The following is a 22,993-nucleotide window of genomic DNA, read 5'->3' on the forward strand; positions in this document are numbered from 1 at the left end:
CCTCGAACGACACGATCCTCGCAACTCCCTGAAAGATAGGGTGTTGCGAGGATCGCTAGAGCCCGCCTCATGATGACGGGGCCCTGCTGTTTCACGTGGTCCTGGCCAGCTTGGAGGGCCACCACACCTTCGGCCCGATGTCATACGTGAGCGCCGGGACCACGAGTGAGCGGACCAGGAAGGTGTCCAAAAGGACACCGAAGGCCACGATGAACGCCAGTTGCACCATGAACATCAGCGGGATGACCACCAGCGCCGCGAAGGTGGCCGCCAACACGACGCCGGCCGAGGTGATGACGCCGCCGGTCACGGTCAGGGCCTTGAGCACCCCCGCGCGGGTGCCGAGGGGGAACGCCTCCTCCCGGGCCCTGGTCATGAGGAAGATCGTGTAGTCCACGCCGAGCGCCACGAGGAACACGAAACCGTAGAGCGGCACGGTGGGATCGGCCCCCGAGAAGCCCAGCACATGGTTGAACACGAGCGCCGAGACGCCGATGGCGGTACCGAAGCTGAGCACGGTGGCCAGCACCAGCAGGACCGGCGCAACGACGGAGCGCAGCAGCACCATGAGGATGACCAGCACCACGATCAGCACGAGCGGGATGATGGTCCGCACATCGGCCTGCGCCGTGGTGTTGGTGTCCAGGTTGGTGGCGGTCGTCCCGCCCACCAGGATTCCCGGGTCCACGGCGTGCAGGCTCTCCCGGAGCTCGACGACGGTCTGCTCGGCCTCCATGGAGTCCGCGGCATCCGCGAGGGTCGCCTGCAGGTAGACGCGGCCGTCGACCTCGAGCGGCTCCGCCGGCGGACCGCCCTGTCCGGCACTCGCCGGGCCGCCGCCCTCGGCGGTGAGGTAGGCGGAGGCGACGCCGTCCGTGTTCTGGACGTCCTCGAGGACCTCGTCCGCACGGTCCGCGGGGGCGATGATCGTGGCCGGGGCGCCGGTGCCGGCGTCGAAGTGGTCTTCGAGCACCACCTGCTCGGCCTTGCCGTCACTCTCACCCAGCAGGACTTCGGTCTGCGGGACGCCGCTGGCCTGGAGCTGGGTGATGCCCGCCGCTCCGACCAACAGCACCGCGGCGGTGACCATCCACACGGCGCGGGGACGGCGGGCCACCAGGGCGCCGATCTTGGTCCACACCCCGTGGTTGGACTCGAGTCCGCGGATCGGTGTGCCGGCGGCATCGACGGGCTGGCGGAATCGGGCGTCCTTGCGGGACACGGTGCCCGGCCGGGGAATCGAGGGCCAGAAGGCCGCACGCCCCACGAGGTAGAGCACCGCGGGCAGGAAGGTCAGGGATGCCGCCCAGGCCAGGACGATGCCCGAAGCCGCGATCGGGCCGAGGGAGCGGTTGGAGTTGAGGTCGGAGAAGAGCAGGCACAACAGGGCGATCGCCACCGTGGCCGCGGAGGCGGTGATGGGCTCGAAGGAACCCTTCCAGGCGTTCCGCACCGCCGTGGCCACCTTCGTCCGGACGCGCAGCTCCTCTCGGTAGCGGGCCACCATCAGCAGGGAGTAGTCCGTGGCGGCGCCGATCACGAGGATCGAGAGAATCCCCTGCGACTGGCCGTTCAGGGCGATCCACCCCTCGGCGGCCATCCAGTAGATCGCGAGGATGGCCACGCACAGGGCCGCCACGGAGTTGAACAACACCAGCAGGGGCAACAGCACGGAGCGGTAGACCAGCACCAGGATCACGAACACCACGCTGAGAGCCACGGCCAGGAGGATCCCGTCAATGCCAGCGAACGCACCGGCCAGGTCGGCAGCGAGCCCGGCGGGCCCGGCCACGTGGACCTCGGCTCCGGCCAGCCCCCCATTGCCCGCGCCGGTCAGGTCCGCCTGGGAATTGGCGGCCACGGCCCGCAGGTCCTCGACCACCACGTCCGACTCGGCCGACTCCGTGTTGACGAGGGCGATGTACTGCACAGCCTCCCGGTCCTCCGAGGGCACCGGGCCGATGATCTGGTCCACGCCCTCCACGGCGCCGAGTTCCTCACCGAATCCGGCCAGCGCCTCCATCTCACCGGCGGACGCGGCGCCCTCGGCGAGCGCCTGCCCGTCCGGCAACCCGAGGACCACGAGGGCGGGGATCTGCTCACTGTCCGTGAACTGGGAGACCCATTCCCCGGCCTGCGTGGACTCGGCGGAGGCCGGCAGGAACGTGGACTGGTCGTTGGAGGAGACCTCCCCGAGCTTGCCGAAGGTCGGTCCACCCAGGCCGGTGCCGGCCAACCAGGCCAGGGCCAGGACGGCGGCGGCCACCACCCGGACCCACACCTTGCCCCAGGGACGCTTCTTCTCCTGACCCGAACGGCGGTCCGGCCGGTCGTCTGGCCGGGTCTCTGGCCGGGTCTCGGCGCGGTGCTCAGGCTGACGACCTGACTGGAGGTCTGGCTGACGACCTGACTGGAGGTCTGGCTGACGACCTGACTGGAGGTCTGGCTGACGACCTGACTGGAGGCCTGGCTGATGTCCCGGCTGAAGGTCGGCGGCTTCGGGCTCGGCCCGATGTCGGGGGTTCTCTGGCATGGGCACTACGCTAGCGCATTCACTCGATCATCGAGATACCCGCTGTCGAGTGATCTCCTGGCCACTGCCGCTCAGTAGACTGGAGCGTCAGACAACGGCGGAAGGAGGCCCCATGTCGCAGTCCGGCCAGGAGTCTGCCGAGCTCCTTCAGCTGATCCATGCCCTGCGCCGGTATGCCGAAGTGGCGGACCGGGCCGTCGACGCCGCCGGCCACCGCAGCGGCCTGCACCGCACCGACCTGCGCGCCCTGACCATCCTCATGCAACGTCAGGCGGCCGGCCTGAACACCAGCCCCACCGACCTCGGGCGGATGCTGAGCCTCACCTCGGCCTCCACCACGGCCCTCGTGGACCGCCTGGTCGCCAACGGCCACGCCCAGCGCACCCCGTCCACCACGGACCGGCGGCGGGTCAGCATCTCCCACACGGACACCGCCGCCGTGGACGGGCGGAAGATCTTCATGCCGATCGCCCGCACCATGGCCGACCGCCTGTCCGGGTTCACACCGGAACAGATGCAGACCGCCATCGAGGTCCTGGCGGCCGCCACCGAGGCCCTCGACTCTTTCGAGGCGCCGGCGGGTCCTCCGCCCGCCCACGTCCAGTCATGACATCCACCGCTCGTTCCGAACCCCGCACGGAGATCGCGGGCGGGCGACTGCGAGCTCCCCTCCTGCTGGCGATCGACGGCCGCTCCGGCGCCGGCAAGACGTCCCTCGCCGGGGAGACGGCCGCGTTGCTGCGGCCCCACCTGGAGGTGGCCGTCTTCCACCTGGACTCCATCTATCCCGGTTGGGACGGCCTCGTCGCCTCCCTGGACACCTACGTCCACGACGTCGTCGCCCCGCTCGCCCAGGGCCGCACCGCCCGGTGGACCTGGTGGGACTGGACCGCTGATGCTCCGGGACGCGCGGATGCCACCCCGCCGGCCGACGTCGTGATCCTCGAGGGCGTGGGGGCCGGGAACCGGAGCGCCCGTCCGCACCTGGATGCCGTGGCCTGGGTGGCCATGGATGACGGCGAGCGCCAGCGGCGCGCGCTGCGGCGTGACGGCGAGACCTTCGCCGCTCACTGGGAGCGGTGGGCCGCACAGGAGGACGTCTACCTGGCCGGGGATGAGGTGGCGGAGGCGGCGGGACTGACCCTCAATGGCCACGGACCCACGCCGCGGGCCGCGGCCGACCTGGTGGAGCGCCTGCGCTCCCTGCCCGGCTGGGAGGCCGCGCTCGCCCTCGTGCCGGCACCCGGCCCGCCCGAGTGGGAACGCCGCACCCTGGCCACCGCCGCGGAGCCGAGGGCACTGTTCGCCGCCATGGGCGGCCCGGAGGCCGCGACCGCCCTGTTGCTGGAGAGCTCGGACCGGGACGTGACGCCCGCAGCGGAGCGCAGCCGGTACTCGCTCATCGGCCTGGCCACCGACTCGTCGACCGTGGCGACCCACACGGACGGCGTCACCACCGTCTCCTCCGGCCTCCTCACCCTGCGGCGCCCCGGGGCGTTCTTCCCGTGGCTGGCCACGGTCTGGCCCGGCGGCTCCGGTGCCGACCACCCCGAGGCCGGGCACGACGCCGGCCCGGCAGGCCTGAGAGCGCCCGGCACCCACGGCGGTGCGGATGGCGCAGGTCATCGGGGCGGCTCCGGTCATGCAGGCGATCCGGGCGGCTCCGGCCCTGCGGACAGCCCTTTCCAGCCCGGCTGGATGGGCTGGATCGGCTACGGCATCAAGCGTGAAGCCGGTTCCCCGGACGGCGCGGCAACGCTGGCCGCGGCCGCCGACGAGACTGCGCCGACCGTACCCGAGGCCCTGCTGTTCCGCCCGGAGCGGGGCGCCAGCGTGGACCACGTGGCCGGCATCACGACCCTCTTCTGGTCCGCCGACGATCCGGGCGGGCCGGAGTGGGCGGACCGGGTGGCGGATGGATGGGCGGATGACCTGCCGGACGGGCTGTCGACTGAGCGTTCGGAGGGGCAGCCGGCCGACCGCACGGAGGGCCAGACCGTCGCATCACCCGCCGTTCCCCCGGTCTTCACCGTGAGGGACACCCGTGAGGAGTACCTGGCCAAGATCCGGGCGGCCCAGCAGGAGATCCACGAGGGGAACACCTACGAGGTCTGCCTGACCACGGCCCTGGAGTCCACGGTGGACTCCTTCGACGGCTGGTCCACCTACCGGCGGCTCGCCGAGGCGAACCGGGCCCCGTTCACCCTGTACCTGCGCACCCAGATGCCCAGGACCGGCGTCGGGCGCGGAGCCGAGACGGGCAGCGGGCCTCAGACCGGGAGCGAGCCGGTGCAGATCCTCTCCACCAGCCCCGAGCGGTTCCTCTCGGTCTCCTCGAGGGCGGCGGGCGGCTGGCTGGTGACGGAGCCGATCAAGGGAACGCGCCCGCGCGGTGCCACGCCGGACGAGGACCGCGCGCTGGCCGAGGAGCTGGCCTCCTCCCCCAAGGACCGGGCCGAGAACATCATGATCACGGACCTGGCCCGCAACGACCTCTCGCGGTTCGCCCGGCCGGGGACACTGGCGACCACGCGGGTGTGCGCGATCGAGTCGTACCCGACGGTGCACCAGATGGTCTCCACGGTGACCGCCCAGCTGCAGCCCGGTGTGCCGCGGGCGGATGCGCTCGCCGCGGCGTTCCCGCCCGGGTCGATGACCGGCGCCCCGAAGATCTCCACCATGGACATCCTCGAGGACCTCGAGGCGGGGCCCCGCGGGGTGTACTCCGGGGTGGCCGGCTACCTCTCCTCCGATGGCGCGGCCGACCTGAACGTGCTGATCCGCACGCTGGTCGCGGTGCCGGCGGGGCCGGCGTCGGCCGCAGGGGAACCGGTGGAGTCGGCGGGGCCGGCGTCGGCCGTGGGGGAATCCGGGCGCACGCACCTGTCCCTCGGCGTGGGCGGGGCGATCACCGCGGACTCCGTGCCGGAGGAGGAATGGGACGAGGTGCGCACCAAGGCCCACGGCGTGCTCCGGGTGCTCGGCTCGGCCTTCCCGGACGCCTGACCCCCTCGCTTTCAGTCGAGTTGGGGTGCGTGTTTCCGCCCCAGACCCACCCGAACCCGACTGAAAGCGGGGCGGGTCACTGCAGGGCGGAGGTCAGGCGGAACACGTTGTCCACCCAGCGCTGGGCCCGCGGCCGGCCCTGCCATTCCGCCAGGGTCAGCTCCTCGGACACGGCCCGGTAGTCCTCGATCACGGGTTGCAGCGCCTCCACCATCTCGGAGCCCACGGTCAGCACCGAGACCTCCATGTTCAGGGAGAAGGAGCGCATGTCCATGTTGGAGGAGCCGAAGACCGCCACGTCGTTGTCCACGGTGAACAGCTTGGCGTGCAGCACGTTGGGGTCCGGATAGCGGAAGATCCGGATGCCGGCCTTCAACAGCGCGTCATAGTAGGACTGCTGGGCGTGGTGGACCATGAACTGGTCCGCCTTGCGGCAGACGAACAGCTCCACGTCCACCCCGCGCTGGGCCGCGGTGGTCAGGGCGTAGAGCATCGAGTCATCCGGCACCAGGTACGGCGAGACCACCACGAGGCGCTCCCGGGCGGAGTAGAACAGATGGTTGAACACGCGCAGGTTGTTCTCATTGGAGAATCCGGGGCCGGAGGGGATGACCTGGGCGATGCTGCCGTCGTCCACCTCCAGCTCGGCCAGGTCGGGTTCGCGGAATCGACCTTCAAGCTCGTCTCCGGTCTCAGCGAACCAGTCGGTCACGAACACCACGTCGAGCGAGGCCACCACGGGGCCGGTGATGCGGCTCATCAGGTCCACCCACTCCCGGCCTATGGCATGGGACGAGGCCCGCTTGTAGCCGGGCTCCACGAGGTTCTGCGAGCCGGTGTAGCCCACCAGCCCGTCCACGATGAGGATCTTGCGGTGATTGCGCAGGTCCGGGCGCTGGTACTTGCCACGCCAGGGCAGCACGGGCATCGCCAGGTTGTACTCAAGTCCGGCCGCATCCAGCCGGCGCCGCAGCTGCCGGTAGCCCTTGACCCGCATCGAGCCGATGTGGTCGAAGAGGATCCGCACCGTCACGCCCCGGGCGTGGGCCCGCTCCAGGGCCTCGAGCACCACGGAGGAGTACCCCTGCCGGTCCTTCGGGTCGTCCGCGAGGATGTAGAAGATCAGGTGGACGTAGTCCTGGGCCCGGTCGATGTCCGCGGCCATCCTCTGCATGGACGCCCGGTAGTCGGTGAGGTACTCGAAGGCGTTGCCGTCCAGCATCGGGAAGCTCGTCAGGTTCCGGGTCAAGCGCGCCGCCGACACCACGTACCGCGGGGCCATGCCGGCGTCATTGGGCAGCTGCAGGTGGGCGGTGGCCTGGCCGAGAGCGTCGTTGACCGCCTTCTGACGTGAACGGCGCTGGCCTCCGAGCCGGAAGGAGCCCAGCAGCAGGAACAGGATGAGGCCGGGCAGCGGCAGGAAGAAGATGATGAGCAGCCACGCCATCGCCACCGCGGGGCGGCGACCGCCGGGGACGATTCCGAGCAGCAGGATGCGGATGCCGACGTCGATGATCCAGAAGATGACGGTCAGCCAGTCGGGGAAGATGCCGAACTCGGCGGTGGGCCAGAGCATCACCCCAGCCTACGGTGAGTCAGGTCTCCCAGCCGGGACCACGAGGTCCAACAGCTGGTCGATCCACTCGGTGGTCAGGGGCCGGGAGAACATCAGGCGCAGCAGCAGGCTCGCTCCCACCGTCTCGGCGAGGAACGACGGCGGCGCGGCCAGTACCCCCGGATGGTTCCGGTCGTGCTCCTGGAACCGCGCGTCCAGCCCGGCCATGATCGGCTGCACCAGGGCCGAGTGCATGGCGGCGGAGGTCTCCCCGGCGGAGGTCAGGGCGGACATGATCGTCTGGATGAGGCGGGAGACCTCAGGCGCCTCGATCTCGGACTTGAGCGCCGCGAGCCAGGCACCCAGGTCAACGCGCAGGTCACCGGTGTCCTCGGGCACCCCGAGGGGCATCTCCAGGAAGCCCTCGGCCAGGGCCTCGACCACCACGCCGGCCTTGGAGCCCCACCAGCGGTAGATGGTCTGCTTGCCGACCCCCGCTGCGGCGGCGATCCCCTCGACCGTGAGCTCCTGGAACCCGCAGCCGACCATCAGGTCTGCCGCCGCCTCCAGCACGGCCACGCGCGACTTCTCGCTGCGCGGCCGCCCCCGGTGCTCCACCGGCTTCTCCGCCTCGACGTTCAACGACGCCCTCCTGCTCCTGTGACCTGTCCGCCAGCTGATCTGTCCGCCAGCCTATGGCCTGCCGTTCGTGGCCCATCTCACGCCGACCATTTCGATACGAGACGTTCCGTCTACTATAGTCGTTGCCGGACGTGTTGGGTCTCGGCAGGCCGCCGTATGACCCGCCCGCCGACTCTCCTGGCCGCCCATTCTTCTCCTCAAGGAGTGACGCCTCATGGCTGAACTGCTCTACCGACTCGGCTTCGGGTCCTCCCAGCGCCCGTGGACCGTGATCAGCAGCTGGCTGGTGGTGCTGGCGCTGGCCGTGGGCGGCTTCCTCGCCTTCGGCGGGACCCTGACCTCCTCCATCACCATCCCGGGCACCCCCACCAGCCAGGTCACCGACCGGCTGACCGAGGAGTTCCCGGAGGCGGCCAACGGCGCCGGGTCCGTGGTGTTCCGCACCGCGGACGGCTCCGAGTTCACGGCGGAGCAGGAACAGCAGATCACCGACCTGATGGCCGATGTCGGGGACGTCGAGGGGGTCGACTCCACCCTGGACCCCTTCACCACCGAACAGCAGAAGGCGGACGGTCAGCAGGACCTGGAGGACGGCCGCGCCGAACTCGAGGACGGCCGCCAGCAGCTGGAGGACGGCCGGTCCCAGCTGGATGACGCCGTGGCCCAGCTGGACGCGGCGCAGACCGACCTGGACTCCGGGCAGGAGCAGCTCGACGCCGGCCAGGCCCAGTTGGACGAGGCACGCGCCCAGGCCGAGGCGGCCGGTTCCCCGGCCGCGATGATGGCCCAGCTCCAGCAGCAGCAGGCCGCCCTGGACGCCCAGCAGGAGGAGCTGGATACCGCCCGCGCCGAGCTCGACGAGGGTACGGGCGACATTGAGTCGAACCAGGCCACCCTGGACGAGTCCGCCCAGGAACTGGCGGACGGCGAGACCGAACTGGCCCAGGGCGAGCAGATGCTGACCCTCACCCAGGACTACCGGACCGTGTCCGAGGACGGCACAGCCGCCGTCGGGACCGTGTCCTTCACCCTCCCGGCTATGGAGGTCGAGCAAGACATCAAGGACGAGGTGGTCTCCGCCCTGACCGAGGCGGACATCGCCGGCGTCGAGGTGCTGCCCGCCAACGACCTCTCCCAGGCCATCCCCCAGATCGTCGGGCCGGCCGAGGTCATCGGCCTGGTCATCGCCGGGATCGTGCTGTTCATCACGCTCGGCACCCTCGTGGCCGCGGGCCTGCCGATCCTGACCGCCCTGATCGGTGTGGCCATCGGCGCCGCCGGCACGCTGGCGTTCTCCGGGATGATCGACATGTTGTCCGTGACGCCCGTGCTGGGCCTGATGCTCGGCCTGGCCGTGGGCATCGACTACGCCCTGTTCATCATCAACCGCCACCGGCGCCAGCTCAAGGACGGTCTCCCGCTGCACGAGTCCATCGGCCTGGCCACGGGCACCTCCGGCAACGCCGTGGTGTTCGCCGGCCTGACCGTGGTCATCGCCCTGGCCGCCCTGAACGTCACCGGCATCCCGTTCCTGGGCCTGATGGGCACCGTGGGCGCCGTCTGCGTGGCCCTGGCCGTGCTGATCGCCATCACCATGATGCCGGCCCTGCTGGGCCTGGCGAAGCACCGGGTGCTCTCCAAGAAGGAGCGGGCCGCCGCGGACGCCACGGTGGCGGCAGCCACCAGGACGGCCAGCACCGGCAAGCACACCGCCGCTGCGGAGCACGCCTCCCCCACCGGCAAGGCACCCCAGCCGATGTCCACGGTGCGCGCGGTGCTCACCGCCGTCGGGTCCGTGGTTCTGCTGGCCGTCATCGCCATCCCGTTCTTCTCCATGCGCCTCGGCCTGCCGGACGGCGCCTCGGAGCCGCCGGAGTCGGCCAGCTACCAGGCCTACGAGACCATCGGCGACAAGTTCGGCGAAGGCCGCAACGGTCCCCTCGTGGTGACCGCGGATCTGCCGGAGGGCCTGACGGACACCGAGATCGTGGACGAGCAGCTGGCCGTCGCGCAGCAGCTCCAGGGCATCGAGAGTGTGACCTCCGTGGTCCCGGCGGCCGTGTCCGAGGACAACGGCATGGCGATGTTCCAGGTCATCCCGGAAGGCGGCCCGAACGCGGTCTCCACCGAGGAACTGGTGCACACGCTGCGCGCCACGGAGCCGGAGTCAGAGTCCACCAACCTGGCCGTGGCCGGCACCACCAGTGGTTTCGTGGACGTGGCGGAGAAGCTCGCCGAGGCCCTGCCGCTGTACCTGGGCGTCGTCGTCGGGCTGTCCCTGATCATCATGATCGTGGTGTTCCGCTCGCTGTTGGTGCCGCTGATCGCCACCGGCGGGTTCATCCTCTCCGCCTTCGCCGCGATGGGTGGCGTGGTGGCCATCTACCAGTGGGGCTGGCTGGCCACGGTCTTCCAGGTCCACAATCCGGCCCCGATCCTGGCCTTCCTGCCGACCATCATGGTGGGTGTGCTGTTCGGCCTGGCGATGGACTACCAGCTGTTCATCTCCACCGGCATGCGTGAGGCCTATGCCCACGGCTCCTCCGCCCGCGTGGCGGTCCAGCAGGGGCTGAAGGCCGGCCGCTCCGTGGTCATCGCCGCGGCCATCATCATGATCAGCGTGTTCGGCGGCTTCGTGTTCTCCGAGTCCGCCATGATCCGGCCGATCGGCTTCGGTCTGGCGTTCGGCGTGCTCGTGGACGCCTTCGTGGTCCGGCTGCTGCTGATCCCGGCCCTGATGCACCTGTTCGGCGACTCCGCCTGGTGGCTGCCGAAGTGGCTGGACCGGATCCTGCCGAACGTGGACGTCGAGGGTTCCTCGCTGGAACGCAGCCACGGCTACTCGGATCCGGAGCTGGCCGGCGCTGACGGTACTGATGGTGCTGGGTCCGGCGGCGGGTCCAGCGACGGCGGAGACGGCGGGGGCCGTGACGACGACCCCGCGCTGACCCGGGTCTGACACCGCATCACCACCGCTATGGGGCGGGGCGCATCACGGATGCGCCCCGCCCTCCTGCGTAGGCTGTGGCCTATGACAGAGTCGTCCCAGCCAGCTGCACCGTTCGTCCCGGGTCCCGGGGAATCCGTGGTCGTCTACCTCGAGCCCGACGCCGGCCCGGCCGGTTCCGCAAACAGTGCCAGTTCCGCGGGCGGTGCCGGTTCCGCGGGCGGTGCCGGTTCCGCAGGCGGTGCCGGTTTCCCCACCGGCTCCGGTGCCGGGGCCGCAGGCGGTGCCGGCGTGAGCCTGCGGGTGGACGATCCCCGCCGGCCCGCCATCCTGGTGACGGACCAAGGCCTGACCCGGGGGGACGGCGTGTTCGAGACCATGACCGCCGTGGCGACTAAAGGCTCGGGCACGGGCACGGGCACGGGCACGGGCACGGGAGCACCATTCCGAGTCCGCAAAGAGGATTCCCACCTGGCACGACTGGCCACCTCGGCCGAGGCCCTGGAGATTCCCCTCCCGCCGGCAGCGGACTGGCGGCGGGCCGCCGCGGTGGGACTGGAGGCGTTCACCGCTGGCAACCCGGGCGTCGACGCCGTGGTGAAGCTGGTGGCCACCCGAGGCCCGGAGGGGGCACCCGGCGGAGGGCACTACGTGCGGGGCGCGGCCGACGTCGGTTCCGATGGCGAGCTGGCCGAGGCCACAGAACCGGGGCTGCCGGTCCCGTCGCACCTCACCGGCACCTATTGGGTGCTCGTCTCCCCCGTGTCCCCGGGTCTGGCCGCCGCCCGTGAGCGCGGCCTGAAGGTGCTGCTACTGGACCGCGGCGTCGACTCCGGGGTGGCCGAGCGCGCGCCCTGGCTGCTGATGGGCACCAAGTCGCTCAGCTATGCCGTGAACATGGCCGCCCTGCGCTACGCCACCTCGCAGGGCGCGGACGACGTGATCTTCACGTCCTCGGACGGCCAGGTGCTGGAGGGACCGACCTCCACCGTGCTGATGGCCCGGCGGGTCCCGCAGCAGGACGGCAGCACAGGGATCGAGCTCATCACGCCCCTGCGCAGCTCCGGGATCCTGCCTGGCACCTCGCAGGGCACCATCTTCGCCGCCGCCCAGGCCGCCGGGTGGCAGCTGGGGTACGGGCCGTTGGAGCCCTCAGACCTGATGGATGCCGACGGGGTCTGGCTGGTGTCCTCGGTGCGCCTGGTCGCCCCCGTGACCCATCTGGACGGCGAGGAGATCCCGCAGGACGCCGAGCTCACCGAGCTGCTGAACGGCTTCCTGGCCGAGGACCGGGAACCCGGCGAACACGGGCCGTGACCCTACGCCCAGACGAGGTTGAAAGCCCCGGTTGCCACGGACAGGCCGGCTGCTAGGGCAGCCAGCCCGATGCCGCCCAGGACCACCCAGACGTCCACCGCACCGAACCGCGATTCCCGCGCCCAGGTGCGGTCGCCGGTTCCGAAGCCCCGCGCCTCCATCGTGACGGCGAGCTTGGTGGCGCGGCGGATGGCCTGCACCATGAGTCCGAACACCTGACCGAGCCAGGAGCCCAGTCGTCGGACCGGGTTTCCTCCGGCCCCGACGCCACGGGCTCGCCGTGCCTGGCCGAGGGTCCGCCATTCCTCCGTCAGCACGCCCAACAGCCGGAAGGCCGCCAGGGAGCCGAGGACGAAGCGGGCGGGCAGTCGCAGCCGTTGGGACAGGGCGTCGGCCAGGTCGGTGGGGTCGGTGCTGATAAAGACCATCACGCCGGGCAGCGCCACTGCGAGGATGCGTAACCCCGTGGCCGCCCCGGCCAGGACCGAGCCCTCGGAGATGCTCACCGGCCCCGCCTCGAACAGCATTGATCCGGAGTCTTCGCCGACCAGGGCGGTGCCCCAAGCGGAGACCAGCGCGGCCGCCACCAGCACCCAGGCCCGCCGGAAGAACTCGCCGACCCGGATCCCGGACAGCGGCAACAGGGCCACGGCGGCCACCAGCACGGTTCCGGAGGACACCCAGTCCATCGTCGCCACCAGCACCGCCGTCACCGGCAGCAGTGCCGCCAGCTTGGCCAGGGGGTTGGCGCGCTCGAAGACCGATCCGGCCACGGGGCGGGACGGAGCCGCGAGGGCGGCAACGGGCACCGTCACGCGGCCACCTCCAGCTCGACCACCCGGGCGTCGAGCGCGGCGGCGAAGTCGGCATCATGGGTCACGGCCAGCACCGAGCGGCCCTCGGCCACCAGCCCGCGCAGCAAGCCCGTGAGCACGGCCCACGTGTTGGCGTCCTGGCCGAAGGTCGGCTCGTCGAGGAACACCACCTCAGGCCCGGCGGCCAGCACCGTGGCGACGGACAGCCGCCGCTTCTCCCCGCCGGAAAGGGTGAACGGGTTGACCTCGGCCAGCGCTTCCAGATTCAGCTCCGCCAGCAGCCCATCTACCCGCGCGGCTGCCTCCTCGTCCGTGAACAGCCGCTGCCCGGTCTCGGGATCGCGGGCATGGCGGGGACCGAACAACAGCTCGTCCCGCACGGTGGTCGCGACGAACTGATGCTCGGGTTCCTGGAAGACCGTGCCGATCCGGCTGACCAGGTCAGCGGCCTTCCACCGGTGCGGGTCGTCCGGCAGATGGCCGGCTCGCTCCCCCTTGAGCGCGGCCCCCGCCGTGAGCGTGCCCGCGTGGGAGGGGATCAGTCCGGCCAGGGTCAGCAACAGCGTGGACTTGCCGCTGCCGTTGGCACCGGTCACGACGACGGCCTCGCCGGCTCCCAGCTCCAGGTCCAGGTCCCGCTGGACCGGCTTCGGGGTGGGACCGAAGCGCCGGCGCCATCCCGGTGTCACTGGCTCCCGGGAGACGGCCAGGCCACGGGCGGTCAACAGCGCACCGGGGGGCGCCGCCGTCGTGCTGTTGATTCTTTCCGCGCCCCCCTGCAACTGGAGGTCAATATCGCCCGGATTTGGGTCGGTACCAGGCCCATTCCGGTGCGAATTCGACCTCCAGTTGCGAGGGGTGGGGGTAATCGGTGTCGGAACACGGCCGGGCACCCAGACGCCCGCCGCGGCCAGCTCATCCCGGACGGGGCCCGGGGCGAGGAGCTCGCCCGGGGGACCGTCGTGGCTGATCCCGCCGCCGGGCTCCACGACGAGCATGCGGTCCACATGGTCGGCCCACACGGCGAGGCGGTGCTCGACCACGAGCAGGGTCGCGCCGGTCCGCTCGACCACGGCGAGCACGGCGTCGCGGACCTCCAGCACCCCGGACGGATCCAGGTTCGCGGTCGGCTCGTCCAGCAGGATCAGCGGCGGGCGCATCGCCAGGATCCCGGCCAGGGCGAGGCGCTGCTTCTGCCCGCCGGAGAGTCGCGAGGTGTCCCGGGCCAGGGAGATCCCCTGGTCCTCACCCAGTCCCACGGCGTCCAGTGCGTCCCGGACGCGGTCCCAGATCTGCTCCCGCGGCACCTGCAGGTTCTCGGCGCCGAACGCCGCATCATCGCCGACCCGGGACAGGATCACCTGGGTCTCGGGATCCTGCTGCACCAGCCCGGCGTGGCCGCGCAGCTCACGCGATACGGCGCCGTCCACCCGCAGGGAACCGGTCTCCTCGGACTCGTCGGCGGGATCCAGCACCCCGGCGAGGGCGTAGAGCAGGGTGGACTTGCCGGCACCGGAGGGGCCTGCCAGCAGGACCTTCTGCCCGGCCGGCACCTCCAGGTCCAGCCCCGCGACGGCGGGGACCGGCCGGCCGGCGTGGCGCCAGCCCCAGTCCGCGGCGGTGATGCGCGCTCCCGGCACCGCTCAGGCCACCGGCTCCTGGTGGGCACGGCGGGAGGCCAGGGCGGACAGGGCCCCCGTGGCCGCGAGACCACGCGTGGCCAGCCAGGACAGCAGGCCGGCGATCACCAGCCCGGACACGCCCACCAGTCCCACGTAGATCAGCTTCCAGTCCAGCGTGTACTCGGGGAACCAGTTGAAGATGAACGCGTCATTGATACCACCGAAGATCCCCGTGACCAGGCCGGCGAGCAGTGCCACGGGCAACGTGAAGCGGCGGTAGAGGAAGGCCAGCAGGATCAGTTCGGCCCCGAGGCCCTGGACCACGCCGGAGGCCAGCACGGTCAGGCCGAACTGGGAGCCGAGCAGGGCAGAGACCGTTGCGGCCACCAGTTCGGTGAACAGCGCGGCCCCGGGTCTGCGGATGATGAGTCCGCCGAGCACGGCCGGGAACAGCCACATTCCGGCCACCAGGGCGGAGGACGGCGGGAAGGCCGCGAAGGCGGGGCTCAGCCCGGCATAGGCGAGGTTCCAGGCCCAGAAGATGACGCCGGAGGCCACCGCGATGACGGCCGCCACGACGATGTCCACCACCCGCCAGGAGCGCCGGTTCGGGGCGGCGTTGCGGGCTGCCCGGCCGGTGCCGGTCGTGCCGCCGGTGTCGGCGGACGGCGCGTGGCCGGCGTCGTGCCCGGGGGTTGCGCCGGGGTGGTGCGGGGTGTTGCCGGTCTTCATGGAGACCATGTGGTGTTCCTCCTCAAGGATGCAAGGAGGGGGACGGAACGGTACGCCGAGGGCACTCGAAGACGAATGCCGGTGGACGGTTCCTGACGTTCCATCAGAGAACTCGACTTCCTTCGCCGGTGCTAACCGGAGCAGGTTCGAGGGTCTGCGCTGGGCGCACTCTCAGCACCCGAAGGTGCTCCCCTGTCGTTCACAGTGTCCAGCCAGCATAGTCCACGAGGCCCGGTCGATCCACCGACCCGATAGGCTGGGGAACGACCATGCAGTCAAGCCGGGAGGACACCCCATGAACAATCTCACGGACAAGATCGTCAGCACCGCGATCACCGTCGTCGGCGGCTATGTCGGCACCAAGGTCGTCGAGTTCACCTGGCGGAAGGTGACCGGCCATGACGCCCCCAAGGACGCGGAGGACACCGAGGCGAACATGTGGAGTGCCATCACCTTCGCCACGATCTCCGCCGGCATCACCGCCCTGATCCGGGTCACCTCCCAGCGCGGCGCCCACAAGGCCATCGAGTCGATGAAGTCCCGCTCCCCCAAGAAGGCCGGCGCCGCCGAGGTGTGAGCCGAGCCGACCTGTACAGCGTCAGCCAGCGGCCGGCGTCGGGCACCGTTGACCGGGCCCGACGCCGGCCGTCGCGTTCTCCGATGGCCGCACCGGGCGCGCGGGCACGGGCGCGGCCCGGGCGGGCAGGCCAACCAGAATCCGGAGGACAGTAGCGCCTAGTCCCGGCCCCCGTGGTCGGTGGGGTCCTCCCTCGGTACGGTCCGTTGGTCCGGCGCCGAGGCCGCGGGCTTGCCGGCATCGTCATGGCTGGCGACCACGTCCGCGAGCTCGTCCACGTAGAGGTACTCCTTCTTGAGGTGCTTGGTCCGGTATCCCGCTCGGCCCACGAGGTGGGCGGAGACCGGGGCGGTGAGCATCTGGAGTACCCACGCCAGCACGAGCACGGGGACCCACACCCAGGCCCGCCAGGCGAAGGCCAGGGCCAGCAGCATCAGCAACAGGCCCAGGACCTGGGGCTTGGTCCCAGCGTGCATGCGGGAGAGCTGGTCCGGGAACCGGAACAGGCCGATCCCGGCCACGGTGGACATCAGGGCACCGAGCACCAGCAGCACTGCTGCGACTCCGTCTGAGATCTGGATCCAGTCCATGTCAGGCACGTTCACTCGGCTCCTTCCTGGCCTCGGCCGCGAACCGGGACAGCGTCACCGATCCCACGAAGCCGATCACGGAGGCCACCACCACGAACACGATGTTGTCCGTGTGGTGGTGCACGGCCATCTCCACGCACAGCGCGGACGAGATGACGATCAACAGCACGTCCGTGGCGATGGCCCGGTCCAGGATCGAGGGCCCGCGAACGATCCGGTAGATCGCCGCCAGGGCTCCCACGCCCAGCAGTACCAGGCAGATGATCCCCGCCCATTCCAGCATCGTCATCGGAGCCTCCTCCCCGCCATGGGCTCGGCGCCGCGCGCCTCGTCCTCCTGCACCAGGGCCAGGTCCGCCTTGGAGCCGATCGCCCGGATGATCGCGGCCTCGGTGCTCAGGGCCTGGGCCCGGTAGGCCTCGACCGCCTCCGCGTTGTCCACGTTCAGGCAGTGCAGGTACAGGGTGGAGCTGGGCCGATCCACGTCGATGACGAGGGAGCCGGGCACCAGGGCCAGCGCATGGCCGGTGAGCGTGACGATCAGGTCGTCGTGGCTGCGCAGCGGGACCGCCACCACGGAGTTGACGATCTTGGGCCCCTGGGTGATGGCGTCCCAGGCCACCGAGATGGACGCAGTCACCACGTGCCAGAGGAACCGGACCGTGAAGACCAGGAAGTACCAGAGGTTGAACCGGTCCGAGAAGTTCACGCGCGGCAGCCGGTAGAAGCTCAACGTCAGCATCGAGAACACGACGCCGGCCAGCAGGACCCCCGGCGAGAAGTCCTGCCAGAGGGCGCCCCACGTCAGGGTCAGGCCCAGGAGGATGGGCCATTGGCTCCAGAAGGAGCGGCCCCCGTCCTGGTCGTCGGAACCGGTGCTCATGGCTGCCCCCCTTCCGTACTGTCGCCGACGTCGTGGCCTTCGGAATCCCCGCGGATGGAGTCCAACTCGCCCGGCCCGGACGTGTCCTGGTTCGGGACGCTGATGCCCCGCTCCTCGAGCGTGCCCAGGTCCTGCGTGGCCTGTTCAGCGGCCTCCGGTCCGAGCACGGCCTCGATGTACGGGGTGCGCTGGAGCATGTCCGTGGCGGCCCGGTCGGAGAAGGCGTACAGCGGTCCGGCGAACACCGTGAAGGCCAGGCCGAGGGCCACCAGGCCGATCGTCGGATAGACCATGCCGCGAGCCGGGCCCTTGGCGATCCTGCTCTTGGTCCGGATCTCGGTCTTGGTCTTGGTCGTGGTGGTCGTGGTGGTCGTGGTGCCCGTGGCAGCGGTGACGTCCGTGACGCTGGCGGTGCCGCCGTCGTCGCGCCGGGCCTCGGCCTCCTCCAGGGCGAGCACGAGCTTGGCCGGCGGATGTTCGATGTCCTCCACCTTGCGCCAGAAGGCACGTGTCCACACGCGGACCATGACCAGCAGGGTCAGCAGCGAGGTCGCCACGGAGGCGGCCACGAGCGCCCAGGCCATGCCGGTGTCCGAGCCCACGCCGGCCTGGATGAGGCCGACCTTGGCGAGGAACCCGGAGAACGGCGGGATGCCGCCCAGGTTCATGGCCGGGATGAAGAAGAGGATGGCGATCAGCGGGGAGATCCGCGCCATCCCGCCGAGGCGGTCGATGTTGGCCGAACCCGCCCGTTGTTCGATGAGGCCGGTGACGAGGAACAGCCCGGTCTGCACGGTGATGTGGTGGACCACGTAGAAGACGGTGGCCCCCAGCCCCAGGATGCTGGACATGGCCACGCCGAAGATCATGAAGCCGATGTGGGAGACGAGGGTGAAGGACAGGACGCGCTTGATGTCGTTCTGGGCGAGCGCCCCGAGGATGCCGACGATCATCGTCAGCAGCGCCACCCACATCAGCAGTGCGTTCACCCGGTCTCCCGGGAACAGCAGCGTCTCGGTGCGGATGATGGCGTAGACGCCGACCTTGGTGAGCAGGCCGGCGAACACGGCGGTCACCGGAGCGGGGGCGGTCGGGTAGGAGTCGGGCAGCCAGAAGGACAGCGGGAACACTGCGGCCTTGATGCCGAAGCCGACGAGCAGCATCACGTGCAGCACCATCTGCACGTCGGGATCCAGTTCGGCGAGCTTCACGGCCAGGTCGGCCATGTTGATGGTGCCCGTGGCGCCGTAGATCATGGCGATGGCGATCAGGAAGAGCACCGAGGAGATCACGGAGACCACCACGTAGGTCACGCCTGCACGGATCCGGGGACCAGTGCCCCCCAGTGTCAGCAGCACGTAGGACGCCGTCAGGAGGATCTCGAAGCCGACGTAGAGGTTGAACAGGTCACCGGCCAGGAAGGCGTTGGACACGCCCGCCACGAGGATGAGGAACGTGGGGTGGAAGATCGAGACCGGTCCGCCCTGATCCTGGTCCGTGATGCCCTGCGCGGAGGCGTAGATGAGCACAGAGAGCACGATCGCCGAGGAGATCACCAGCATCAGCGCGGAGAACCTGTCGACCACCATGGTGATGCCCCACGGGGCCTCCCAGCCGCCGATGAACACGGCCACCGCGCCCGTGTCCCACGTGGCGGCCAGCAGCAGGCACTCGAGGAGCAGGGTCAGCGTGATGGTGGTGACGGTCACGGCGATCTGCGCCTTGGGGCGGCGGACCAGCACGAAGGCCAGCGCGGCACCGAGGATCGGCAGCAGGACCGCGAGCGGGGCGAGCGAGACGATGTCCAGGTCCATCACTCACCGCCCTTCGGGTTGCGGCCCTTCGGCCGGGAACGGGGGCTGCCGGAACGCTCGTCCTCGTCCGGCAGGTGGTCGTCATTCCCCGTCGACCCCACCGGGTGTTCGCCCTCCTCCGGCTCGTGTGCGGAGCGGCGTCCGGTACCCGGCAGGCGCCGGTTGGCATCCGCCTGCACGGTCACGGTGCCGTCACCGCGGTGCCTGACCGCCATGGCTCCGGTGGACGGGTTGATGGCCGTGGCGTGCTCGTAGTCCGCGTTCGGGTCCTCTCCTTCGTCGAGGAACTCCGAGGGCTCCTCCTGCAGCTCGGCGTCATCCTCCGCATCGAAGGACGGCCGTTCGGCGACCTTGACGTCTTCGGTATCCACCAGGACCTCATCACGGCGGCCCAGCTTCCAGGACCGGTAGATCATACCGAGCATGAAGGCGGTGATGGCGAACGAGATGACGATCGAGGTCAGTGTCATCGCCTGAGGCAGGGGGTCGGTGTACTCGCTGGGGTCCATCCCGTTCTCGACGATCGGGGCCTGGCCGGGGGCGCCGGCCATGGTGAGGATCAGCAGGTTCGTGGCGTTGGTGATGAGGATCATGCCCAGCAGCACTCGGGTCAGCGTCCGCTCCAGCAGCAGGTAGACGCTGACGGCGTACATCACACCCATGACCAGCAGCAGCACAATGTTCACGCTCATGGCGTCACCGTCCCGGTTCCCGTGGTTCCCGTGTTTCCCGCGGCACCGGTGGATCCGGTGGGGGTGGACGTGGCGGTCGTGCCAGCGGATGGGCCGGTGGCGGAGGTCGTGGCGGTGCTGGAGGTGGCTGCCGCGAGGCCGGTTCGGGCCTCACGGCGGCGCTTCTCGGCCTCCACGAGCGCCGTGGTCTCGACCTCGTGGCGGCGGTCCACCTCCGAGCCGAGAGAGCGCAGGACGTCGATGACCAGGCCGACCACCACGAGGTAGACGCCGATGTCGAAGATGGTGGCCGTGACGAACTTGACGTGTCCGAGCACCGGCAGGGTGAACTCGATGATGGCCGATTGGAACACCTGGCCGCCGAAGAACAGCGGGACCATGCCGGTGACGGCGGCCAGGGCGAGCCCCGAGCCCAGCAGGACGCCGGCGGGGATCGGCATGGCCTGCTCGAGCTCGTAGCGGCCACCGGCCAGGTAGCGGATGGTCAGGGCGAGGCCGGCGATCAGCCCGCCGGCGAATCCGCCGCCCGGAGTGTTGTGGCCGGCCAGCAGCAGGTAGATGGACAGGAGGATGATCACGTGGAAGACGAGCCGCGTGACCACCTCGAAGATGATGGACCGGCGCTCAGGAGCCACAGTGCGACCGGCCACGAGCCACTGGTCCTCGTCCACGATGGCGAACTTGCGCAGGGCGGCCAGCTGCCGGGACTCGGCGGGGCCCGTGGGGCTGTAGCGACCCACCGAGCCGGAGGCCACCTTGTCCAGGTCACCGGTGCGGCGGTCCCGGTGCTGGATGAAGATCAGCGAGGCGACCCCGGTGGCGGCCGCGGCGAGCACGGTGATCTCCCCGAAGGTGTCCCAGGCGCGGATGTCCACGAGCAGCACGTTGACGATATTGGCGCCGCCACCGTCCTCATAGGCCAGCCGCGGCATCTCCAGGGAGATCGGATCGGCGGTCCGGGAGGCCAGGACAGTGATGGCCACCCAGATCATGACCAGACCGAACAGGACGCCGAGCACCGCGTGTGCCCAGCGGATGTTGGTGCGGTCTCGGGTGTACCAGCCGGCCGGCAGCACGCGCAGGCCGAGCACCATGGCCACGAGGACGATGGACTCCACGAGCAGCTGTGTCAGGGCCAGGTCCGGCGCGCCCTGCAGCGCGAAGATGGCTGCCAGCCCGTAGCCGGACACGGAGACGAGCAGCACCGCCATGAAGCGCTTGCGGGCCCGGATCGCGGCGATGGCGCCGGTGATGATGGCCGCCCCGACGAGGATCTGGGCGACGGAATCGCCCCACGTCCAGTTCGCGGAACTGAAGATGGACGCGGCCATGCTTGCGCCGCCGTCGTGCTCGTGGGGGAACAGCAGCGCCAACAACGGTGCGATGAAGGCGACCGCCAGGATGATGAACAGGTAGAAGCTCAGGGAACCGCGCTGGGTGCGGCCGGTGATCCAGACGGCCACGTCGTCAAGCACCCGGAGCGTATAGCGGTAGAGGCGCTGGGCATCCACCCAAGACGGCACGGCCTCCTGGAAGCGGGCCACCCGGTCCTTGGCGAAGTACAGGGCGAGGCCGAGGACGATGATGGCGACGGAGATCCCGAGCACCGGGGTGAAGCCGTGCCACAGGGCCAGGTAGGCCGGCTCGGTGCCCGCCTCCAACGGGTCCATCGATGCTCCGAAGGCCACGGGCAGGGCTTCCATGGTGCCGGGGATCAAGGCACCGATGACGCAGGCCAGGGCCAACAGCGCCGAGGGGCCGAGGGCACCGGCCGTGACGGGGCCGTGGAAGTGGGTGTCCTCGACGGTCTTCAGGCCGCTTTCCGTGCGGAGCTTCTTGGTGGCGAAGGCGCCCCACAGGAAACGGGCGGAGTACGCGGCGGTCAGGACCGAACCGAGGGCGACGACCACGAGGGGGGTCCAGGCCCAGACGGATGCCCAGAGTCCGCCACCGGTGCCTGCCTCGGCCCAGTGCAGCATCGACTCGAGGACGGATTCCTTGGCGACGAAGCCGAAGAGGGGCGGGACGCCGGCCATGGACGCGGCACAGACGACAGCGGTGGCGGTCAGCCAGGGATGGTTGCGGCCGATCCCGGAGAGTTTGGCGAGGTCGCGGGTGCCCGCCTCGTGGTCGATGATCCCGACGACCATGAACAACGGCGCCTTGAACAGTGCGTGCGCCACGAGCATGGCCAGTCCGGCCATGGCGGCGTCCTGGTTGCCCAGTCCGTTGGCGACCATGAGGAAGCCGAGTTGGGACACGGTGCCGTAGGCGAGGATCAGCTTGATGTCCGTCTGGCGCAGAGCCCGCCAGCCACCGACGAGCATGGTCCAGAGGCCGACGCCGAGCACGAGGGCCTGCCACCAGCCGGAGTCGGCGAAGGCCGGGGCGAGCCGGGCGACGAGGTAGATGCCGGCCTTCACCATGGCGGCGGCGTGGAGGTAGGCCGAGACCGGGGTCGGGGCGGCCATGGCTGCCGGGAGCCAGAAGTGGAAGGGCGCCTGCGCGGACTTGGACAGGGCACCCACGAGGACCAGCACGATGGCCCATTCCATGAACGCCCCACCGAGGGGGCCGGCCATCAGTTCCGGACCGCGCTCCACGATCTCGGAAAGGCGGTAGGTGCCGGCGGCCTGACCGAGCATCACGAGGCCGACCAGCATGGCCAGGCCGCCGAAGGTGGTGACGATCAGGGCCTGGATGGCGGACCGGCGGGCAAAGATGCGGTGGGCGGAGTAGCCGATCAGCAGGAACGAGAGGACGGACGTCAGTTCCCAGAAGGTGTAGAGCACCATCAGGTCGTCCGTGGTGACCAGGCCGAACATGGCGCCGGCGAAAGCGATCAGCTGGGCGCCGAAGGCCGCATTGCGCGGCTCGTTGATCGTGAAGTACCGGGCACAGTACGCGAGCACGAGGGCGCCGACGCCAAGGACGATCAAACCCATGAACGCGGCGAGGGCGTCCATCCGGAACGACAGGTTGATGCCGAGGTCGGGGATCCACTCGTAGGTCTGGACGAGTCCGCCGGGAGCGGCGGCGGGCGGGGAGGCCCCCGAGTTGACGGCCTCCTGAGCCTCGAGGACGGCGGGCAACTGGAACAGGAGCCAGACGAAACCTGCGGCCGGGACGGCGGCGAGGATGTAGAACCCGTTGCGATCCGCGACCCGGAAGACCAAGGGGGCCACGAGTGCCATTGCAAAGAGAGCAATGAGCACAGTCAGCACGGGGCGGCCTCCATCTTCGGGTGGGGGGGTCGGTTACATCCTACC

The 22,993-nt window shown here is 70.3% G+C and carries 17 protein-coding genes and 1 riboswitch; of the genes, 5 read left to right on the forward strand and 12 right to left on the reverse strand.

From position 1 onward, the window contains the following. Positions 1-91 precede the first annotated feature (91 nt). Positions 92-2,533: an MMPL family transporter gene (locus ACFFIO_RS16205; protein ID WP_378043449.1), complete on the reverse strand. Its 2,442-nt coding sequence runs from the start codon at positions 2,531-2,533 to the stop codon at positions 92-94. 112 nt (positions 2,534-2,645) lie between these two features. Here ACFFIO_RS16205 and ACFFIO_RS16210 point away from each other — a divergent pair, with 112 nt between their 5' ends. Continuing rightward, the gene (locus ACFFIO_RS16210; protein ID WP_378043451.1) at positions 2,646-3,143 is read left to right on the forward strand and encodes a MarR family winged helix-turn-helix transcriptional regulator; all 498 of its coding nucleotides are present in this window, start codon (positions 2,646-2,648) and stop codon (positions 3,141-3,143) included. Beyond that, positions 3,140-5,539, forward strand: a complete 2,400-nt coding sequence (locus ACFFIO_RS16215; protein ID WP_378043453.1) for a chorismate-binding protein — start codon at positions 3,140-3,142, stop codon at positions 5,537-5,539. Before ACFFIO_RS16210 ends, ACFFIO_RS16215 begins: the two co-directional genes overlap by 4 nt. Positions 5,540-5,615: 76 nt before the next feature. On the opposite strand, the gene cls is transcribed toward ACFFIO_RS16215, so the two are convergent. Both cls and ACFFIO_RS16225 read right to left on the reverse strand, forming a co-directional pair. Beyond that, positions 5,616-7,115 carry a cardiolipin synthase gene (cls, locus tag ACFFIO_RS16220; protein ID WP_378043455.1) on the reverse strand — a complete coding sequence of 500 codons (1,500 nt, stop codon included), beginning with the start codon at positions 7,113-7,115 and terminating at the stop codon, positions 5,616-5,618. Between the two features lie 9 nt (positions 7,116-7,124). Next, positions 7,125-7,736: a TetR/AcrR family transcriptional regulator gene (locus tag ACFFIO_RS16225; protein WP_378043457.1), complete on the reverse strand. Its 612-nt coding sequence runs from the start codon at positions 7,734-7,736 to the stop codon at positions 7,125-7,127. Between the two features lie 214 nt (positions 7,737-7,950). Between ACFFIO_RS16225 and ACFFIO_RS16230 the strand changes: the two genes are divergently transcribed. Together ACFFIO_RS16230 and ACFFIO_RS16235 are read left to right on the forward strand one after the other, a co-directional pair. Further along, positions 7,951-10,695 carry an MMPL family transporter gene (locus ACFFIO_RS16230; protein WP_378043459.1) on the forward strand — a complete coding sequence of 915 codons (2,745 nt, stop codon included), beginning with the start codon at positions 7,951-7,953 and terminating at the stop codon, positions 10,693-10,695. A gap of 72 nt (positions 10,696-10,767) precedes the next feature. Beyond that, the gene (locus ACFFIO_RS16235; RefSeq protein ID WP_378043460.1) at positions 10,768-12,000 is read left to right on the forward strand and encodes an aminotransferase class IV; all 1,233 of its coding nucleotides are present in this window, start codon (positions 10,768-10,770) and stop codon (positions 11,998-12,000) included. A 2-nt stretch (positions 12,001-12,002) separates the two neighbouring features. Here the strand turns inward: ACFFIO_RS16235 and ACFFIO_RS16240 are convergent, their stop codons facing one another. From ACFFIO_RS16240 to ACFFIO_RS16250, 3 genes are read right to left on the reverse strand one after another with little or no spacing between them, the layout of a single operon-like run. Further along, a complete protein-coding gene (locus tag ACFFIO_RS16240) occupies positions 12,003-12,809 on the reverse strand; it encodes an energy-coupling factor transporter transmembrane component T family protein (protein WP_378043668.1) in 807 nt (268 codons plus the stop codon). 2 nt (positions 12,810-12,811) lie between these two features. Further along, on the reverse strand, positions 12,812-14,455 hold the full coding sequence (locus ACFFIO_RS16245; RefSeq protein ID WP_378043462.1) for an ABC transporter ATP-binding protein: 1,644 nt from the start codon (positions 14,453-14,455) through the stop codon (positions 12,812-12,814). Between the two features lie 3 nt (positions 14,456-14,458). After that, positions 14,459-15,178, reverse strand: a complete 720-nt coding sequence (locus tag ACFFIO_RS16250) for an ECF transporter S component (protein WP_378043464.1) — start codon at positions 15,176-15,178, stop codon at positions 14,459-14,461. 91 nt (positions 15,179-15,269) lie between these two features. Next, positions 15,270-15,373: riboswitch (TPP riboswitch) on the reverse strand. 91 nt (positions 15,374-15,464) lie between these two features. Here ACFFIO_RS16250 and ACFFIO_RS16255 point away from each other — a divergent pair. After that, positions 15,465-15,746, forward strand: coding sequence for a DUF4235 domain-containing protein (locus ACFFIO_RS16255; RefSeq protein WP_378043466.1), 282 nt, complete (start codon positions 15,465-15,467; stop codon positions 15,744-15,746). 158 nt (positions 15,747-15,904) lie between these two features. On the opposite strand, the gene mnhG is transcribed toward ACFFIO_RS16255, so the two are convergent. The 6 genes from mnhG to ACFFIO_RS16285 are packed head-to-tail and all read right to left on the reverse strand — an operon-like array spanning position 15,905 to position 22,948. Then, a complete protein-coding gene (mnhG, locus tag ACFFIO_RS16260) occupies positions 15,905-16,336 on the reverse strand; it encodes a monovalent cation/H(+) antiporter subunit G (protein WP_378043670.1) in 432 nt (143 codons plus the stop codon). 1 nt (position 16,337) lies between these two features. Beyond that, complete coding sequence (locus tag ACFFIO_RS16265; RefSeq protein ID WP_378043468.1) at positions 16,338-16,625, reverse strand: MrpF/PhaF family protein; 288 nt, start codon at positions 16,623-16,625, stop codon at positions 16,338-16,340. After that, entirely contained in the window at positions 16,622-17,218 is a 597-nt protein-coding gene (locus ACFFIO_RS16270; RefSeq protein ID WP_378043469.1) for a Na+/H+ antiporter subunit E, read from the reverse strand. Before ACFFIO_RS16270 ends, ACFFIO_RS16265 begins: the two co-directional genes overlap by 4 nt. Then, positions 17,215-19,032, reverse strand: coding sequence for a Na+/H+ antiporter subunit D (locus tag ACFFIO_RS16275; protein WP_378043471.1), 1,818 nt, complete (start codon positions 19,030-19,032; stop codon positions 17,215-17,217). Before ACFFIO_RS16275 ends, ACFFIO_RS16270 begins: the two co-directional genes overlap by 4 nt. Continuing rightward, on the reverse strand, positions 19,032-19,724 hold the full coding sequence (locus ACFFIO_RS16280; RefSeq protein ID WP_378043472.1) for a Na(+)/H(+) antiporter subunit C: 693 nt from the start codon (positions 19,722-19,724) through the stop codon (positions 19,032-19,034). Before ACFFIO_RS16280 ends, ACFFIO_RS16275 begins: the two co-directional genes overlap by 1 nt. Next, a complete protein-coding gene (locus ACFFIO_RS16285) occupies positions 19,721-22,948 on the reverse strand; it encodes a Na+/H+ antiporter subunit A (RefSeq protein WP_378043474.1) in 3,228 nt (1,075 codons plus the stop codon). The genes ACFFIO_RS16280 and ACFFIO_RS16285 overlap by 4 nt, the downstream gene beginning before the upstream one ends. Positions 22,949-22,993 lie beyond the last annotated feature (45 nt).

It is taken from the genome of Citricoccus parietis (genome assembly GCF_042433045.1).
Classification (GTDB): domain Bacteria; phylum Actinomycetota; class Actinomycetes; order Actinomycetales; family Micrococcaceae; genus Citricoccus; species Citricoccus parietis.